Here is a 16,812-nt window from a genome sequence, read left to right as displayed (position 1 = left end):
CTCGAGAGACACCGGAGAATCGGTGGAGCGCACCGGAGAAACGGTGGAGAAGGAGGAGGGCGGCCATGACGTCGCAGGCAGCGGACGGACCCGAGTCGGTCGCCGCCACGAACCGTTCCAAGCTCACGCCCGAGCGGGAACAGGAGTTCTTCGACGCCGTTCTCGACCAGGTCCGCGAATGCGGGTACGAAGCCGTCACCATGGAGGGCATCGCCGCCAGCACCCGGTGCAGCAAGTCCACGCTCTACCGGCAGTGGAAGACCAAGCCCCAGTTCGTGGTGGCCGCCCTGCGCTCGCGCCGCCAGGCCAGGCTCACCGGCATCGACACCGGCTCGCTCGCCGGGGACCTGCGCGAGGCCGCCCGCGCCACGGGTCGCTGGTCCACCAACGACACCAAGCTGCTCCAGGCCCTCGGCCACGCCGTCAACGGCCACGAGGACCTCGCGCTCGCGCTGCGCGAGGCGATCGTCCACCCCGAGATCGAGGCGCTGCGGGACATCCTGCGGCGCGGGGTGGAGCGCGGTGAGATCGCCGCCGACCACCCGGCGCTGGAGTACGTCCCGGCGCAGATGTTCGGCGTGATCCGCGCGCGTCCCGTCGTCGACGGGGAGTACGCCGACCAGGAGTACCTGGTCCGCTTCGTGGAGGCCGCCGTGCTGCCGGCGCTCGGCCTCACCTAGAGAACCGCACCTGACCCAGGCCGCCGTCCACGGGATGACTGGACGGTGACCTGTCACGCGCCGCACCGTGGGGACGGGGGCGGCGCGCGCCACCCGGCCGGGTGGGGCACCCCTTGAGCGGAGGGGCGCCCCACCCGGCCGAACGCGTCAGACGTCCTGTCCGCTGCCGCCGCCCGTCGACACCTTGATGCCCTTGGTGACGGTGTCGATGACCGACAGGCTCTGGTCGGCGTCGAGCCCGAACCGCAGCACCACCAGCCGCTTGCCGTCCGCCGGCGCCGGGAAGGCGAGCGATTCGACATAGCCGTCCGCGCCCTTGCTGGTGACCGCCTTCCAGCGCACCAGGTAGCCCTTCTGCCCGGCCACCGTCACCGCCTTGGAGGCGAGCACCTGGTGCGAGGTGATCGCGCCGTAGGTGGTGCCGCCGTAGGACTCCTCGGCGTTGGCGGAGATGTCGGCCTTGGCCACCTCCTCGGCGGTGGCGCCCTTGGTCTTCAGCACCTCCACGGGCGCCGAGTACACGCCCCCCTTCGTGCAGGTCTTGGAGGTGTCGCCCGGGCACTTGTAGGAGGCGTCGGAGGTGATCTGCGCGCCGACGCTCAGCTCCTGGCCGGTCCACCCGGCCGGGATCGGGATGCTGATCCCGTTCAGCGCGTCGGTCACCGAACCGCTCTTGATCTTCGGCGCCTCGGACTCCCCGGGCCCGGGAGAGGCCCCGTCCGAACCGCCGGAGCCGCCGGAACCGCCCTGCCCATCGGACCCGCCGGAGTCGCCGAAGGGGCCGCCCTGGCCGCCCGTGCCACCGGGACCGCCCTGCCCGCCCGGCCCTGGGCCGTGCCGCCGCTCCCGGAGCCGTCGTCACCGGCCAGCGCGTACACGCCGACCCCGATGCTGACGAGGACCGCGACGGCCGCCGCGACGGCTATGCCCGTCCGCAGCCCGCGCCGCCCGCCCGTGCCCGCCGGCGCCGCGGGGTACTGCGGATACCCCGGATGCTGCGGATACGGCCCGTACGCCCCGTGGGGGCCGTCCGCCGGCGTCTGCGCCGGCGGACCCCATGCGGCGGCCGGACCCGCGGCACGGGTCTGGTCCGTCCATGCCTTGCCGTCCCACCAGCGTTCGGTGGCGGGACCGTCACTTGTCTGCCCCGGATCGGGATACCAGCCGGGAGGAGTCACCTGCGTCATGACACCACCGTATGAGGCGTCGGTGAAAGCCGGATGAGAGGGAGGGCACTTCGCCGGAATCCGTTGCGGGCGCCGGTCCCCGGGACTGGCGTGAAGTCGACGTCAATTCGGGTCCCGTCGCTCGCCGTTGACGTCGGGGGAGCACCTGCGCAGGCCCGCCGGGGCCTCCCGGACCGTCCCGTGTCACCCGTCGAGGCGGGACCTGCCCGGACCGCCCTGCGCGCGGGCCCCCGGAGGGCTACGCTCGACGTCGGTACGTCGTTCGGGCGACTTGGGGAGGTAGCGGGATGACGGAGGGCAGGCCGGCGACGGCCGCCTCGGCTTCCCTGTGGGAGCGCGAGCAGGAGGTCGCCGCCATCGCGCAGGCGGTGGAGACGCTCTGCGCCGACCGGTCCTCCTCGGGCCACCTGCTGGTGCTCCGGGGCGAGGCGGGCTTCGGCAAGACCGCGCTGTTGGCCGAGACACGTCGCATCGCCGAGAGCCGCGGCTGCACGGTGTGGTCGGCCCGCGGCGGCGAGACACTGAGGTCCGTCCCCTTCAACGTGGTGCGCCAACTGCTCCAGCCCGCGCTGCTGTCCCTGCACCCGGAGGAGGCCCGCGAATACCTCGGCGACTGGTACGAGATCGCGGGCCCCGCCCTCGGCATCGCCGAACCCGGCGAGGGCCACGCAGACCCGCAGGGCGTCTGCGACGGCCTGGTCGCCGCCGTGACACGGCTGGCCCGGCGGGACTACCCGCTGGTGCTGCTGATCGACGACGCGCACTGGGCCGACCAGGAGACCCTGCGCTGGCTCGAGGCCTTCGTCGAGCGCCTCGGCGAACTCTGCGTCCTCGTCGTCGTGGCCCGCCGCCCCGGCGAGATCACGGGCGACGCCGCCCGGCACCTCGACGCCGTCGGCCAGGCCGCGGGCCGCGCCGTCACCAGCCTCAGCGCCCTGACCCCGGCCGCCGTGGCCGGCCTCACCCGGGCCACGCTCGGCACGCACGCCGACGCGGCGTTCTGCCGCGAGGTGTGGGCCGTCACCGACGGCAACCCCTACGAGACCGTCGAACTCCTCGCCAAGGTCCGCGACAGCGAACTGGAGGCCAGCGAGTCCTCGGCCGGCGAACTGCGCGCCCTGAACCGCGCGGCCCGCGGCGGCGGCCTCGTCGACCGTCTGGAACAACTGGGCGTCGACGCCACCAAGTTCGCCATGGCCGCGGCGATCCTCGGCGCCGACATCTCGGTCACCCAGGCGGCCCGGCTCGCCGGACTCGGCCAGGACGAGGCGGTGCGCTGCGCCGAGCTGCTGCGCAACGCCCGTATCCTCACCGAGCCTTTGCCCGGCGCCGTCCCGGTGGGCGACGGCGACCTGGAGTTCGTCCATCCGCTGATCGCCTCCGCCGTCTACGACTCCATCCCCGGCGGACTGCGCACCGCGATGCACGGCATCGCCGCCCAGGTCGTCACCGACGCGGGCAAGGGTCTCGCGGCCGCCTCCCGGCACCTGCTCCAGGTCCACGCGGAGGGCGACGAGGAACTCGTCGAGCAGCTGCGCGAAGCCGCCCGCGAACACCTCGCCGTCGGCGCCCCCGACGCGGCCCGCCGCTGCCTGGAACGCGCCCTGCGCGAACCGCCCGCCCCCGACGTCCACGCGCACGTCCTCTACGAACTGGGCTGCGCCACCCTGCTCACCGCGCCCGCCAGGACCATCGACCACCTGCGCACCGCCCTCGGCATGCCGGGCCTCGACGGCGCCGAGCGCGTCGACGCCGTCTACCGCCTGTCGCAGGCCCTCCTGCACAACGACCAGCTGGAGGAGGCCGTCCGCACGGTCGAGGCGGAGGCCGCCCGGCACGCCCCGGGCCCCGCCCGGCTGCGGCTCTAGGCCGTGCAGTACATGTGGGAGGGTGTGCACGCCGGAGAGACCATCTCGCCGCGCCGCTCCGAGAAGCTGGCCGCGCTCGCCGCGACCTGCGCCGGCCGGGACAACGCCGAGCGGGCCCTGCTCATCCTGCGCGGCTTCGACGCCATGACCCACGGCGAGAACGCCGAGGAGGTCGTCGAGTTCTGCGACCGCGCCCTGGTCAACGGCGGCCTCGCCCCCGGACTCGGCTGGACCGACCAGGAGTGGGGCATCGAGCTGCTGATGATGCTGGCCAGCTCCTACGCGTACACCGACCGGCTCGACCGCGCCGACGCCCTCTTCAACGAGGCACTGCGCGCCTATGTGTCCGCGGGCTGGAGCGGCGGCCACCTCGCCCTGGCCCACGCCTACCTCGGACTCGGCCTGCGCCGGCGGGGCCGTCTGAAGGAGGCGGAGGAGTCCCTCAGGGAATCCCTGCGGGTCGCCGAACGCGTCGGCCGCGGCCTGCCCCTGTACTGGTCCGCGACCTGCAACCTGATCGACACGCTGCTGGTCCGCGGGCATGTCGCCGAGGCCTGGGAGACGGCCGAACAGTACGGCTTCGCCCCGCCGTACCCGTCGACGATCGTCCTGCCCGATCCCCGTTCGGTGCGCGGCCGGCTCCTCCTGGCCGTCGGCCGGACCAAGGACGGCATCAACGAACTGGAGGCCGCCGAGAAGGCGGCCGCCGCGCGCGGACACCTCAACCCGGTGATGGTGCCCTGGGCCGTCGATCTCGCCCGGGCCCTGGCCACCGAGGATCCGGCGCGGGCGAACCGGCTGGTCTCCGAGGCGCGCCGGCAGGCCGAGCGCTTCGGCACCGACACCGCGATCGGCGAGGCCCTGCGCTGCGCCGCCGCCCTGGAGACCGGCCAGCGCGCGGTCCGGCTGGCCCAGCAGGCCGTCACCTTCCTGGAGTCCTCACCCTGCCAGTACGAACACGCGGCCGCCCGCGTCGAGTACGGCGTCCTCTCCCGCTCGGTGTCCGAGCTGGGCCGCGGCCTGTCACTGGCGCGCTCCTGCGGAGCGGACGGCCTGGTGGACAAGGCGCAGCAGGCACTGCGGGGCCTGGGCGCACCCCAGGTGGGCCTCGTGCCCGGCCAGCAGACCCGGAGATGACCGAGGCCCGGCCGGGTTCCTACCGGCCGGGCCGGCCGGGCGTGTCCCCGGTGTCCGCCCCGTCCTGCGCCTCGTCCTCCGCCAGGACGGGTTCTTCCTCCGCGAGGACCCGCTGGGCCGTCGCGAACGCCGAGTTGGCCGCCGGGACCCCGCAGTAGACGGCCGTCTGGAGCAGCACGGCGCCGATCTCCTCGGGCGTGAGTCCGTTGCGCCGGGCCGCCCGCACATGCATGGCCAGCTCGTCGTAGTGGCCGTGCGCGACCAGGGCGGTCAACGTGATCATGCTGCGTTCGCGGCGGCTGAGCGTCGGGTCGGTCCAGATCTCGCCCCAGGCGTAGCGCGAGATGAAGTCCTGGTAGCGCGCGGTGAAGGCGTTCTGCCGGGACTGCGCCCGGTCCACGTGCGCGTCCCCCAGCACCTGCCGCCGTACCTCCATGCCCCGCTTCGCCGGGCCGTCGAGATGCGTGCGCAGCGCCGTCAGCACGGCCTCGGGACACTGCGCGGGCGCGAGGTGCGAGGCGCCCGGGAGCTCGACGAGGGCGGCGCCCGGCACCGCGTCCGCGATCTCCCGCAGATGCGCCGGCGGTGTCGCCGGATCCTCGCGCCCGGCGATCAGCAGGGTCCGCACGGCGATCTCCGGCAGCCGCTCGCGCACGTCGAACGCGCCCAGCGCGTCGCAGCAGGCCGCGTAGGCCGCCGGGTCGGCGGCCCGGTGGTCGGCGACGAGCCCCGGGACGGAGAAGCCGGGCGTGAACCAGCGGGTGTCCGCCTGGTCGGCGAGCCGGGCGAGTCCCTCGCGGCGCACCAGCGCGGCCCGCTCCTCCCACGGACCGGACCCGTTGAAGTGGGCCGAGGAGCAGATCACCGCGAGCGACGACAGCCGCCCCGGGTGGTGCAGCGCCAGATGCAGCCCCACCGCGCCGCCCAGGGACACGCCCGCGTACGCGAACCGCTCCAGGCCGAGCGAGTCGGCCAGGTCCAGCACCAGGCCGGCGAGGTCGGCCACCGTGGCGCCGGGGCCGATCAGATCCGCCGCCGAACCCCCGTGCCCCGGCAGGTCCCAGCGGACCACCCGGTGGGTCACGGACAGCTCAGGGGCGACCTTGTCCCACAAGGCGTACGACGTGCCGAGCGAGGGGCCGAGCAGCAGCGGACGGGCACCGGCCGGCCCCTCGGCACGGTGGTTGAGCAGTTTCTCGGTCAACGTCGCTCCAGCGCACGGTCGGTGAGGATCCCCGCGGAGCCGGTGTAACGGGCGGGGTCGGTGAGGTCGTCCAGGTCGACGCCCGCCAGCTCGGGCTCGGCGGCCAGGAGTTCGCCCAGCGGACGGCCCTCGGCGCCGGCCCGGCGGGCCAGTCGGGTGAGCAGTTCCCGGGCGCGGGCGCGGCCGAGCACGGCCGACAGCTCGGCGGAGAGCCGCTCGGAGACGATCAGCCCGTGGGTGTCGTCGAGATGCGCGCGCATCGCGGCCGTGTCCACCCGCAGTCCCTCGGTCAGGGCGACCGCGTCCCGGGCGGCCCCGCCGGCCAGTCGCAGCAACTCCCTGAGCGGCTCCCACTCGGCGTGCCAGGCCCCGGCCGGCCGTTCGTCCTCGGCCACCAGCGACCCGTACAGCGTGGCCGCGAGCTGCGGGGCGCGCCGGGCGGCGGCCGCGATCAGCGTGGCCCGCACCGGGTTGGCCTTGTGCGGCATCGCCGACGAACCGCCGCCGCCGTCCTCCGCCAGCTCACCGATCTCCGTGCGCGCGAGGGTCAGCACGTCGGTGGCGGTCTTCCCGAGCGCGCCCGTGACGTGGGCCAGGCAGGCAGCCAGGTCGGCGATCGGGGTCCGCAGGGTGTGCCACGGCAACAGGGGCGCGCGCAGGCCCAGTTCACGGGCGTACGCGGCGGGCAGCGCGGTCGGGTCGGCGGCGCCGTACGCGCCGAAGGCCGCCAGTGTCCCGGCGGCGCCGCCGAGCTGGGCGGGCAGCGCGTCGCGTACCGCCGTCACCCGGTCCCGCGCGTCCAGCACCAGCGACCGCCAGCCGGCCGCCTTCAGACCGAAGGTCGTCGGTACGGCGTGCTGGGTGAGCGTCCGGCCGGGCATCGCCGTGTCGCGGTGCCGGGCGGCCAGCGCGGCCAGCGCCCGCTGGACCCGGTCGAGGTCGCCCAGCAGGAGGCCGAGGCCGCGCACCGCGACCAGCATCGCGGCCGTGTCCATGATGTCCTGGCTGGTCGCCCCGCGGTGGACGTAGGGGCCGTACTCCGCGCCGACGGCCTTCGTCAGATCGGCCACCAGCGGGATCACCGGGTTGCCGCCGGCCCGGGCCCGCTCGGCGAGGGAGCGGGCGTCGAAGCCGTCGCCGTCGGCCGCCGCGGTGACCGCCGCTCCGGCTCCCCGCGGGGCGAGCCCCAGCGTCTCCTGGGCGCGGGCCAGCGCGGCCTCCGCATCGAGCAGCGCCCGCACGAAGGCGCGGTCGCCGGTCGCGGCCGCGACCGCCGAGCCGGTCCAGCCGGGGGCGAGCAGGGAGACGTCGTCAGGGGCAGCTGTCACCGGAACTCCAGGAATACCGTTTCGCCTTCGCCCTGAAGGCGGATGTCGAAACGGTAGGTGCCGAGGTCGCCCCGGCCCGCGACGAGGGTGTCCCGGCGCGCCGGGTCCACCCGGGCCAGCAGCGGGTCGGCGGTCAGCGCGGCCTCGTCGTCCGGCAGGTAGATCCGGGTGAACAGGTGCACCAGCAGCCCGCGGGCGAACACGCACACGCTCAGGTGGGGGGCGCCGCGCCCGCGCCGGCCCGGGCGCAGGGTCCGCGCCGACCAGTGGCCGTTCGCGTCGGTCTGGACGCGGCCCCAGCCGGTGAACTCCACACCGTTGCGGCCGAGGAATCCGCCGCTCGCCGGGTCGCGCCGCATGGAGCCGTCCACCCGCGGGAGGTTCCCCTCGGGGTCCGGGCCCCACAGTTCCAGGAACGCGTCCGGCAGCGGGTCGCCCTGGCCGTCGTACACGTACCCCTGGAGCGTGATCGTGTCCGGGTGGCCGAGCGGGGCGATGTCACCGCCGCCGGGGAAGGGCAGGGCGTGGCCGTAGAACGGGCCGACGGTGTGCGAGGGGGTGGGCAGCACGCTCTGCGGACGGCTCGTGTCGATCTTCGTCATGGCGGGTCAGCGTCCTTCTTCGATCCAGGTGGCCTGCGGCCCGTCGAGCACGATGTCCCAGTGGTAGCCCATGGAGAACTCGGGCACCGACAGGCTGTGGTCGTAGGTGGCGACGAGCCTGGAGCGGGCCGCGTCGTCCGTCACCGACTGGATGATCGGGTCGTAGGGGAACAGCGGGTCGCCCGGGAAGTACATCTGCGTCACCAGTCGCTGGGTGAACGCCGTGCCGAAGAGCGAGAAGTGGATGTGGGCCGGCCGCCAGGCGTTGAGGTGCTGGCGCCACGGGTAAGGGCCGGGCTGGACGGTGGTGAAGCGGTAATGGCCGCCGTCGTCGGTCAGGGTGCGGCCGACACCGGTGAAGTTGGGGTCCAGCGGCGCGTCGTGCTGCTCGCGCCGGTGGGCGTAGCGGCCCGCCGAGTTGGCCTGCCAGATCTCGATGAGCTGACCGCGCACCGGGCGGCCGTCGCGGTCGAGCAGCCGGCCGGAGACCGTGATGCGCTCGCCGACCGGTTCGCCGTCGTGCTGCCGGGTGAGGTCGTTGTCGATCTCGGTGATGTCCCGTTCGCCGAAGGCGGGGGAGGCCAGTTCGACCAGTTCGGGGTCCTGGGTGACGTCGATGGTGACCGGGGGCTGCCCGGGGTGCCGCAGCACCGAGGAGCGGTACGGCGCGTAGTCGCGGCGCGGCTGGTGCTCGACGGGCGCGCCGTCGGCCAGCCGCTTCTCGTACGCGGCGTGCTCGGCAGCGATCTCCCGGTCGATGTCGGCCTGTGTGAGAGTCATGGGGGTTCCCGGATTTCCTAGCGTTCGAGGACGAGTGCGAGGCCCTGGCCCACGCCGATGCAGAGCGTGGCGACGCCCACGCCGCCGCCCCGGCGGGCGAGTTGATGGGCGACCGTGCCGGCGAGCCGGGCACCGGAGGCGCCGAGGGGGTGACCGAGGGCGATCGCACCGCCCTGCGGGTTGAGGACGGCCGGGTCGAGCTCGGGCCATTCGGCGACACAGCCGAGGACCTGGGCGGCGAAGGCCTCGTTCAGTTCGAGCACCGACAGGTCGGCGAAGTCCCGGCCCGCCTTGGCGAGGGCGCGTTCGACCGCCGTGACGGGGGCGAGTCCGAAGTACTGCGGGTCGACGGCGGACACCCCGGTGGCACCGATCCGGGCGAGCGGTTCGCGGCCGGTGGCCCGCAGCCCGTCCTCGTCCACCAGCAGCAGGGCCGCGGCGCCGTCGTTCAGCGGCGAGGCGTTGCCCGCCGTCACGGTCCCCTGCTCGGCCTCCGTCCGGAACGACGGCCGCAATGCGGCCATCGCCTCGGGAGAGGCGTCCGCCCGTACGCATTCGTCGGCGTCGAACACGACCGGCTCGCCCTTGCGGCGCGGGACGGACACGGGCGCGAGCTCGGCGTCGAACAGACCCGCCTCCTGGGCCGCGGCTGCCTTGCGGTGGCTGGAGAGGGCGAACGCGTCCTGCTGCTCGCGGCCGATCCGGTGCTTGTCGGCGATCAGCTCGGCCGACTCGCCGAGCGGGATCGTCCACTGCGGGTCCATCCGCGGATTGACCATCCGCCACCCCAGCGTGGTCGAGTACATCTCGGTGTGCCCGGCGGGGAACGCGCGGTCCGCCTTCGGCAGCACGTAGGGCGCGCGGGTCATCGACTCCACGCCGCCGGCCACGGCGACGCAGGCGTCACCGGCCGCGATCGCGCGGGCCGCCTGGACGACCGCCTCCAGGCCGGAGGCGCACAGCCGGTTGACGGTGACCCCGGGCACGGAGGTGGGCAGCCCGGCGAGCAGGGCGCCCATCCGGCCGACGTTGCGGTTGTCCTCACCCGCCCCGTTGGCGTTGCCGAAGTAGACGTCGTCGATCCGTGAGGGGTCCAACGCGGGTGTACGGGCGACGAGTTCACGGATGACGTGGGCGGCGAGGTCGTCCGGGCGCACCGAGGCGAGCGCGCCGCCGTAGCGGCCGATCGGCGTGCGGACGGCGTCGACGACGTAGACGGTCCTGGAACCGTTGCTCATGACCGGGCCTCCTCGGTGACACGCAGCGGTGCGGCGGTCCTCGCCGCGACCTCCTCGGGGGCGACGCCCGGCGCGGTCTCCACGAGGACCAGACCGCCGGGGGTGACGTCGAGGACGCCCAGGTCGGTGATGATCCGGTCCACGCACGCCTTGCCCGTCAGGGGCAGCGCGCACTCGGTGAGGATCTTCGGTGAGCCGTCCTTGGCGGTGTGGGTCATGACGACGATGACCGTACGGGCGCCGTGCACCAGGTCCATCGCCCCGCCGATCCCCGTGATCAGCTTGCCGGGGACCGCCCAGTTGGCCAGATCGCCGCGCTCGGAGACCTGCATCGCGCCGAGTACGGCGACGTCGATGTGCCCGCCCCTGATCATGCCGAAGGAGAGCGCGGAGTCGAAGAAGGACGCCCCCGGCAGGACCGTCACGGTCTCCTTGCCCGCGTTGATCAGATCCGGGTCCACGGCGTCCTCGGTGGGGTAGGGGCCGGTGCCGAGGATGCCGTTCTCGCTCTCGAGCACCACCTCCACGCCCGCGGGCAGGTGGTTGGGGATCAGGGTGGGCAGTCCGATGCCGAGGTTGACGTACTGGCCGTCGCGCAGTTCGCGGGCGGCGCGCGCGGCCATCTCCTCGCGTGTCCAGGCCATCAGCGGTTCACCGTTCCCTTCGCCGCGGGCGCGGAGACCGTCCGCCGCTCGATCATCTTGTCCGCCGCCTGCTCCGGCGTGAGCGCGACCACGCGCTGCACGAAGATGCCGGGGACGTGCACCGCGTCCGGGTCGATCGCGCCGGGCTCGACCAGCTCCTCCACCTCGGCGACCGTGATCCGTCCGGCCATCGCGGACAGCGGATTGAAGTTGCGGGCGGACCGGTGGAACACCAGGTTGCCGTGGCGGTCCCCCTTGGCCGCCCTGACCAGCGCGAAGTCGGTACGGATGGCATGCTCCAGCACGTACTCCACCCCGTCGAACTCGCGGACCTCCTTGCGGGGCGAGGCCAGCGCCACGCCGCCCTCGCCGTCGTAACGCCACGGCAGTCCGCCGTCGGCGACCTGCGTGCCGACGCCCGCGGGGGTGTAGAAGGCGGGGATCCCGGCGCCGCCGGCCCGCAGCCGCTCGGCCAGGGTGCCCTGCGGGATCATCTCGACCTCGAGCTCACCCGCGAGGTACTGGCGGGCGAACTCCTTGTTCGCGCCGATGTAGGAACCGGTCACCCGGGCGATCCGCCCGGCGGAGAGCAGCACCGCGAGGCCCGACTCCATGGCGCCGCAGTTGTTGGAGACGACCGACAGCGCGGTGACGCCGCGCTCGTACAGGGCCTGGACGAGGACGTTCGGCACGCCGCTCAGACCGAATCCGCCCACTGCCAGGGACGCACCGTCCGGCACGTCGGCCACCGCCTCCAGGGCCGTGGCGACCACCTTGTCCATCCGTGAAGCCCCCTCTCTTCCATGCCCCCCGGCCGCAATCAATCAGGGCACTGATCAATTCCCCGAGGCTGCCCACACGCTGCCACCGTGCGAGGGGGCAGTCAAGACCCCAGGCAGTGGGTCTGCTCCAGGTCACTCCAGCGCGAGACCGGGCCCGGTCCCACGCGCTATCGTTCAGTGCACCGACGAAAAATCGACGACGAAGCTGAGGAGCGCACATGGCCGCGGTGGACCTCACCAGCCACCCCGGGCACCTGGCCCGGCGGCTCCAGCAGGCGCATCACCTGCTGTGGAACGCGATGGTCTCCGAGGAGATCACCTCGCCGCAGTTCGCCGTGCTCAACGCGCTCGTCGCCGAACCGGGGCTCGACCAGCGCACGGCGGGGGAGCGGGTGGGCCTGGACCGCTCCACCATCGCCGAGGTGATCAGCCGGCTCGTCCGCCGGGGGCTCCTGGACAAGGTCCGCGACCCGCGGGACGGGCGCCGTTTCCTGCTCGGGCTCACCGACGACGGGCTGCGCACCCATCGCCGGCTGACCGTGCGCACGGCCCGGATGAACCAGGTCCTGCTGTCCCCCCTCTCGGCCGCGGAGCAGACCGTCTTCCTCGAACTCATCCAGCGGGTCGCGGACGCCGCCGAGGGGCTGCGCAACCCCGCCGAACCCGTGGCCGCCCCCTCCTGATCGCGGGCCGCCGGTCAGGGACGCTGCGCGAACACCACCCACACCTGGCCCCGCGCGAAGTTCACCGGGCTGCCGTCGGCGGTCGTGAAGTCCGTGCCGCCGTCGGCCGCCGGGCGTCTCCAGTCCACGTCGTAGGCCCGCCCGTCGCGCAGCACCCGCGCCTTCCCGGCACCCACCGTCTCGGTGTACGGCGTGTTGTTGCCGAGGAAGTCGTGGAAGCCCGACGCGCGCACCTTCACGTACTGCACGACCACCGTGGCCGGGGCGACCCGCCGCCCGTCGGCCGTCACCGTCGGCGCGCCGTCGGTCGAGACCAGCCAGCGCGCCCGGTCCGCGGACCAGGTGAAGGTGAACCGGGCCGCCGGGTAGCGCACGGTGAGCGAGGGCAGAGCCGTACCGCCCTCAGGCGCCGCCCCGTAGCGGAACCCGGTGGTCAGCGCGGCCGGACCGGGAACGCCGGGCAGCAGCCGGCCCGGACGCAGGAACAGGTTGTGCGGTGCGGCGCGGTCGCCGCCGCGGTAGTAGGCGCCGGACGCGTCCTCGGGGGTGACGGCGTCCAGCGGCGCCCGGTCGATCAGCGGCAGCAGCTTGCCCTGCGCGCCGGAGAACGCCAGCACCGGCTCGTGGAACTGGCGCAGCAGCTCCAGGTCGGACTCGCGGGCACTGCGGACCGGGCCGACGGCCTTCGGGAGCGTGCTCGCGTAGACGGCCATCAGCCGGCTCAGCCCGCCCTCGACCTGCTCGGCGTACACCACGTCCGCGGTGTCCAGGCCGGTCTGCGGCCGGGCGTCGGGGGCGTTGTCGATCTTCACGGCGAGCACGGAACCGGCGACGGACGCCGGACCGGTACCGCTCGGGCTGGGTTTCACCGACGTGGTGCGGCCGTCGTCGGGCGAGGGCTCCCGCGAGCCCGTCGTGCAGCCCGCCGCGAGGGATATCGAGAGCGCGGCGGCCAGGAGCGCCGTGACCACCGCGCAGTGGCCGGCGCGCACCGCGCGCGCCGGACGTCCCGGACGACTCGTGCCCATCGTGACACCCCCGTTCCGTCCCTCGATTGTGCGCTCGGATGTTCGAGTACGGCCATCCGTGGGGCCCGGCGCCTCCGCGGACCGGCGGTTCGGCTGCCCGGAGGCCGGGCGCTCGGGCGGTTCGGTGTCCGGGGGCCGGGTACCCGGCCCGCAGCCAGGCCCGGTGGCCCGGACCCGCCGGGACGTACGGGGCCGGCGGAGGGAGCGCGGCACGATGAAGGCAGTGACCTGGCAGGGCAAGCGGGACGTACGGGTGGAGACCGTCGCGGACCCGAAGATCCAGGAACCGACCGACGCCGTCATCCGCATCACCTCCAGCGGACTGTGCGGCTCCGACCTGCACCTGTACGAGGTCCTCACCCCGTTCATGACGCCGGGCGACATCCTCGGGCACGAGCCGATGGGCATCGTCGAGGAGGTCGGCGCGGCGGTACCCGACCTCAAGGCGGGCGACCGGGTCGTGGTGCCCTTCCAGATCGCCTGCGGCAACTGCTGGATGTGCCTGAACGCGCTGCCCACCCAGTGCGAGACCACCCAGGTCACCGGCGAGGGCATGGGCGCCGCCCTGTTCGGCTACACCCGCCTGTACGGGTCGGTGCCCGGCGCCCAGGCCGAGTACCTGCGGGTCCCGCAGGCCCAGTTCGGCCCGGTCAAGGTGCCCGAGGGGCCGCCGGACGACCGCTACGTCTACCTGTCCGACGTACTGCCCACCGCCTGGCAGGCCGTCGCCTACGCCGACGTCCCCCAGGGCGGCAGCGTCGCCGTGCTCGGCCTCGGTCCCATCGGAGACATGGCCTGCCGCATCGCGCAGGCGCGCGGTGCCGGGCGGGTCTTCGGCGTCGACCTGGTCGGTGACCGGCTGCGCCGGGCCCGTGCCCGCGGCGTGGAGACGTACGACCTGCGCAGCTTCGACAGCGAGAAGGAGCTCGTCGCTGCGATCCGCGAGGAGACCGACGGCCGCGGCCCCGACGCCGTGATCGACGCGGTCGGCACCGAGGCGCACGGCAGCGCGGCCGCCCGGATGGTCCAGAACGCCTCCGCGCTGCTGCCGCGCAAACTCAGCGGCCCGCTCGCGGAACGGTTCAGCGTCGACCGGCTCGCCGCCCTGCACACCGCCATCGAGCTGGTGCGCCGCGGCGGCACCCTGTCCCTGGTGGGCGTCTACGGCGGCATGGCCGACCCGCTGCCGATGCTCACCATGTTCGACAAGCAGCTCCAGATCCGCATGGGACAGGCCAACGTGCGCCGCTGGGTCGACGACATCCTGCCGTACCTCACCGACGACGACCCGCTCGGCGTCGACGACTTCGCCACCCACCGCGTGCCGCTCTCGGAGGCCCCGCAGGCCTACGAGACGTTCCAGCACAAGCGGGACGGCGCGGTGAAGATCCTCATGACACCGTGAGACGGTGACACCGCCCGCGGGTCCGCCCCCGGCCGGGGAACCGGTGGCCGCTCACGCCTCCGGCGGCGTCCCGAGGACCTCCGCCAGGTCGTAGCGCACCGGTTCCTCCAGCTGCGCGTACGTGCAGCTGTCCGCGGTGCGGTCCGGGCGCCAGCGCCGGAAACGGGCGGTGTGCCGGAACCGCGTCCCGTTCTCCATGTGGTCGTACGCCACCTCGGCCACCCGTTCGGGCCGCAACGGCACCCAGGACAGGTCCTTCTTGCCCGACCAGCGGCTCGGCGCACCGGGCAGCCGGGCCGTCTCGTGGGCCGCCTCCTCGGACCAGGACGCCCACGGGTGACCGGACGCGTCCGTCATCCGCAGCGGTTCCAGCTCCTCGACGAGCTCGGCCCGCCGCTTCATGGGGAACGCGGCGGACACGCCGACGTGCTGGAGGACGCCCCGGTCGTCGTGGATGCCGAGCAGCAGCGAGCCCACCACCGGGCCGCTCTTGTGGAACCGGTACCCGGCCACCACCACGTCCGCCGTGCGCTCGTGCTTGATCTTGAACATGGCGCGCTCGTTCTGGAGGTAGCGCAGACCGGGCGGCTTGGCGATCACGCCGTCCAGGCCCGCGCCCTCGAACTCCTCGAACCACCGCCGCGCCAGCTCGATGTCACTCGTCGCCGGCGCCACGTGCACGGGCGCCGTCACCCCCGCGAGCGCCCCGGTCAGCGCCTCGCGCCGCTCGCTCAGCGGCGCGCCGAGCAGCGAGCGGTCGCCGAGCGCCAGCAGGTCGAACGCGACGAACGACGCCGGCGTGCGCTCGGCGAGCGTGCGCACCCGGGAGTCCGCCGGATGGATGCGCTCGGTGAGGGCGTCGAAGTCGAGCCGCCCCTCCCGGGCGATCACGATCTCCCCGTCCAGGACGCACCGCTCGGGCAACCGCTCCCGCAGCGCCTCCACCAGCTCGGGAAAATACCTGGTCAGCGGCTTCCCGGTACGGCTGCCCAGCTCGATCTCGGCTCCGTCGCGGAACACGATCGCCCGGAACCCGTCCCACTTCGCCTCATAGCGCATGCCCGCCGGGATGGCCGCCACCGACTTGGCGAGCATCGGCTTCACGGGCGGCATCACCGGAAGATCCATGGTCCGAGCCTACGAGTCGGCCATGGTGTGCGCACGCTGCGCGTTTCCTCCGGCCGAGCCCGGCTGCACCGGGAGGCGGCCGCGCCATGCGCAGGGCCCAGGGCCTCGCGGACGGCCCGGTTTCAGAGCTCGCGCAGGCCCGCGCCCCACAGCGCGGATTCCTGCATGGCCTCGGCCCGGCCGTCTGCGCTCAACACCCTGCGCAGGAACTCCGCCATGCCGCAGTCGAAGAGCGTCCAGGTGTCCACGCCGTGGCTGAAGAGCACCACCGGCCAGTCCTCGGGATCGCCGTGGGTGAGCCAGCAGTACAGGTCGGCACTGCCATCCGCTCCCCAGGTCACCAGATCCTCGGCTGCCGCATCGACGCCGGTGGGTTCGGTGTCCACCCACGTGGCTCGCGTGTCCGCGGTGATGAACCCCATGCCGCCCTTCGGGGCGCCCGGCTCGTCACAGGTCTCAGGAGTCACCGTGGCAGGAACCAGCACACCGAGGTCCAGGTCCGACAGGCCACCACCGTAGTGCGCGAGGAACTCCTTGAAGTCCGGGGGGAACACGAGCCCCCAGGCCCTTTCCACGGCCTCCCAGTCGACCGTCACCCCCGCTCCGGCCGACGGCGGTATCAAGCGGAGCAGACCAGCGAGAGCGGCTCGGTCGGTGGGGCGCGACCGGGGGTCCGCGACGAGTCGGGCCAGTTCGTGCAGCCGCTGCCAGTACGGGGGATCGTCGGCGTCGCTGAGCGTGGGCAGGATCTGTTCCAGGCGGGCGACGCAGTGAACCAGCACACTGTGTCCGCGCGCGTCGAGCGAGCCGTCGTTCGCGATCCAGGTCGACACGCAGCCCGCGGTGTCGGAGTCGATCATCACCATGTCGAATCCGGCCCGGTCCGCACCGCGCAGTCGAGCCGGAAACGGTGCGCTCATGTGTTCGGTCCACAGGCGCGAGGCAGTCTCGAATGCAGTTCTTCCGGTCACGCGAGCCATCATGGTGCACCGTTCAGCCGGGTGGGTCGGCCAGGACATCGTTCGCTCGACGTCGACCCGGCGATGTGTCCCCATTCCGGTCGCCGGTGCCCGGCCCGTCACGCGTTCGGGTCATGACCCGGGCACACACCGCACGTC

13 protein-coding genes and 2 pseudogenes are annotated in these 16,812 nt (G+C 73.7%); 4 read left to right on the top strand and 11 right to left on the bottom strand.

Features of this window, described 5'->3' with window-relative positions:
- Positions 1-65 precede the first annotated feature (65 nt).
- Positions 66-680, top strand: coding sequence for a TetR/AcrR family transcriptional regulator (locus Saso_RS28740; protein ID WP_189928140.1), 615 nt, complete (start codon positions 66-68; stop codon positions 678-680).
- Positions 681-827: 147 nt separating this feature from the next.
- On the opposite strand, the pseudogene Saso_RS28735 reads toward Saso_RS28740, so the two are convergent.
- Positions 828-1,867, bottom strand: a pseudogene (locus Saso_RS28735) (DUF2510 domain-containing protein).
- A 287-nt stretch (positions 1,868-2,154) separates the two neighbouring features.
- Between Saso_RS28735 and Saso_RS28730 the strand changes: the two are divergent.
- Positions 2,155-4,872 (top strand): annotated as a pseudogene (locus Saso_RS28730) (ATP-binding protein).
- A gap of 19 nt (positions 4,873-4,891) precedes the next feature.
- On the opposite strand, the gene pcaDC reads toward Saso_RS28730, so the two are convergent.
- From pcaDC to Saso_RS28695, 7 genes are read right to left on the bottom strand one after another with little or no spacing between them, the layout of a single operon-like run.
- Positions 4,892-6,076, bottom strand: coding sequence for a bifunctional 3-oxoadipate enol-lactonase/4-carboxymuconolactone decarboxylase PcaDC (pcaDC, locus tag Saso_RS28725; protein WP_229901591.1), 1,185 nt, complete (start codon positions 6,074-6,076; stop codon positions 4,892-4,894).
- Positions 6,073-7,404 carry a 3-carboxy-cis,cis-muconate cycloisomerase gene (pcaB, locus tag Saso_RS28720; RefSeq protein WP_189928136.1) on the bottom strand — a complete coding sequence of 444 codons (1,332 nt, stop codon included), beginning with the start codon at positions 7,402-7,404 and terminating at the stop codon, positions 6,073-6,075. The genes pcaDC and pcaB overlap by 4 nt, the downstream gene beginning before the upstream one ends.
- Positions 7,401-8,006 (bottom strand): protocatechuate 3,4-dioxygenase subunit alpha, encoded by a 606-nt coding sequence (gene pcaG / locus Saso_RS28715; protein ID WP_189928134.1) that lies wholly within the window; start codon positions 8,004-8,006, stop codon positions 7,401-7,403. The genes pcaB and pcaG overlap by 4 nt, the downstream gene beginning before the upstream one ends.
- Positions 8,007-8,012: 6 nt before the next feature.
- A complete protein-coding gene (gene pcaH, locus Saso_RS28710) occupies positions 8,013-8,786 on the bottom strand; it encodes a protocatechuate 3,4-dioxygenase subunit beta (protein ID WP_189928132.1) in 774 nt (257 codons plus the stop codon).
- Positions 8,787-8,803: 17 nt separating this feature from the next.
- Positions 8,804-10,024: a thiolase family protein gene (locus tag Saso_RS28705; RefSeq protein WP_189928130.1), complete on the bottom strand. Its 1,221-nt coding sequence runs from the start codon at positions 10,022-10,024 to the stop codon at positions 8,804-8,806.
- Positions 10,021-10,668, bottom strand: a complete 648-nt coding sequence (locus Saso_RS28700) for a CoA transferase subunit B (protein ID WP_189928128.1) — start codon at positions 10,666-10,668, stop codon at positions 10,021-10,023. The genes Saso_RS28705 and Saso_RS28700 overlap by 4 nt, the downstream gene beginning before the upstream one ends.
- The gene (locus Saso_RS28695; protein WP_189928126.1) at positions 10,668-11,450 is read right to left on the bottom strand and encodes a CoA transferase subunit A; all 783 of its coding nucleotides are present in this window, start codon (positions 11,448-11,450) and stop codon (positions 10,668-10,670) included. The genes Saso_RS28700 and Saso_RS28695 overlap by 1 nt, the downstream gene beginning before the upstream one ends.
- Before the next feature lie 218 nt (positions 11,451-11,668).
- Here Saso_RS28695 and Saso_RS28690 point away from each other — a divergent pair, with 218 nt between their 5' ends.
- Positions 11,669-12,133, top strand: coding sequence for a MarR family winged helix-turn-helix transcriptional regulator (locus Saso_RS28690; RefSeq protein WP_189928124.1), 465 nt, complete (start codon positions 11,669-11,671; stop codon positions 12,131-12,133).
- A gap of 14 nt (positions 12,134-12,147) precedes the next feature.
- Here the strand turns inward: Saso_RS28690 and Saso_RS28685 are convergent, their stop codons facing one another.
- Entirely contained in the window at positions 12,148-13,161 is a 1,014-nt protein-coding gene (locus Saso_RS28685; protein WP_189928122.1) for a DUF3048 domain-containing protein, read from the bottom strand.
- A 214-nt stretch (positions 13,162-13,375) separates the two neighbouring features.
- On the opposite strand from Saso_RS28685, the gene Saso_RS28680 reads away from it, so the two are divergent.
- On the top strand, positions 13,376-14,566 hold the full coding sequence (locus Saso_RS28680) for a zinc-dependent alcohol dehydrogenase (RefSeq protein ID WP_189928120.1): 1,191 nt from the start codon (positions 13,376-13,378) through the stop codon (positions 14,564-14,566).
- Between the two features lie 51 nt (positions 14,567-14,617).
- Here Saso_RS28680 and Saso_RS28675 read toward each other — a convergent pair whose 3' ends face one another.
- Positions 14,618-15,694 carry an ATP-dependent DNA ligase gene (locus Saso_RS28675; RefSeq protein WP_189928118.1) on the bottom strand — a complete coding sequence of 359 codons (1,077 nt, stop codon included), beginning with the start codon at positions 15,692-15,694 and terminating at the stop codon, positions 14,618-14,620.
- 122 nt (positions 15,695-15,816) lie between these two features.
- Complete coding sequence (locus tag Saso_RS28670) at positions 15,817-16,614, bottom strand: SMI1/KNR4 family protein (protein ID WP_189928116.1); 798 nt, start codon at positions 16,612-16,614, stop codon at positions 15,817-15,819.
- Positions 16,615-16,812 lie beyond the last annotated feature (198 nt).

This window comes from Streptomyces asoensis (assembly GCF_016860545.1).
In the GTDB taxonomy this organism is placed as follows: domain Bacteria; phylum Actinomycetota; class Actinomycetes; order Streptomycetales; family Streptomycetaceae; genus Streptomyces; species Streptomyces asoensis.
The sequence above is the reverse complement of the archived record's forward strand: the minus strand, read 5'-3'. Positions and strand labels throughout refer to the sequence as shown.

Excerpts from the sequence above, each read along its gene's own strand:
- Saso_RS28740 (WP_189928140.1), top strand. The coding sequence starts at position 66 with ATGACGTCGCAGGCAGCGGACGGACCCGAGTCGGTCGCCGCCACGAAC.
- pcaG (WP_189928134.1), bottom strand. The coding sequence starts at position 8,006 with ATGACGAAGATCGACACGAGCCGTCCGCAGAGCGTGCTGCCCACCCCC.
- pcaH (WP_189928132.1), bottom strand. The coding sequence starts at position 8,786 with ATGACTCTCACACAGGCCGACATCGACCGGGAGATCGCTGCCGAGCAC.
- Saso_RS28705 (WP_189928130.1), bottom strand. The coding sequence starts at position 10,024 with ATGAGCAACGGTTCCAGGACCGTCTACGTCGTCGACGCCGTCCGCACG.
- Saso_RS28700 (WP_189928128.1), bottom strand. The coding sequence starts at position 10,668 with ATGGCCTGGACACGCGAGGAGATGGCCGCGCGCGCCGCCCGCGAACTG.
- Saso_RS28695 (WP_189928126.1), bottom strand. The coding sequence starts at position 11,450 with ATGGACAAGGTGGTCGCCACGGCCCTGGAGGCGGTGGCCGACGTGCCG.
- Saso_RS28690 (WP_189928124.1), top strand. The coding sequence starts at position 11,669 with ATGGCCGCGGTGGACCTCACCAGCCACCCCGGGCACCTGGCCCGGCGG.
- Saso_RS28685 (WP_189928122.1), bottom strand. The coding sequence starts at position 13,161 with ATGGGCACGAGTCGTCCGGGACGTCCGGCGCGCGCGGTGCGCGCCGGC.
- Saso_RS28680 (WP_189928120.1), top strand. The coding sequence starts at position 13,376 with ATGAAGGCAGTGACCTGGCAGGGCAAGCGGGACGTACGGGTGGAGACC.
- Saso_RS28675 (WP_189928118.1), bottom strand. The coding sequence starts at position 15,694 with ATGGATCTTCCGGTGATGCCGCCCGTGAAGCCGATGCTCGCCAAGTCG.
- Saso_RS28670 (WP_189928116.1), bottom strand. The coding sequence starts at position 16,614 with ATGAGCGCACCGTTTCCGGCTCGACTGCGCGGTGCGGACCGGGCCGGA.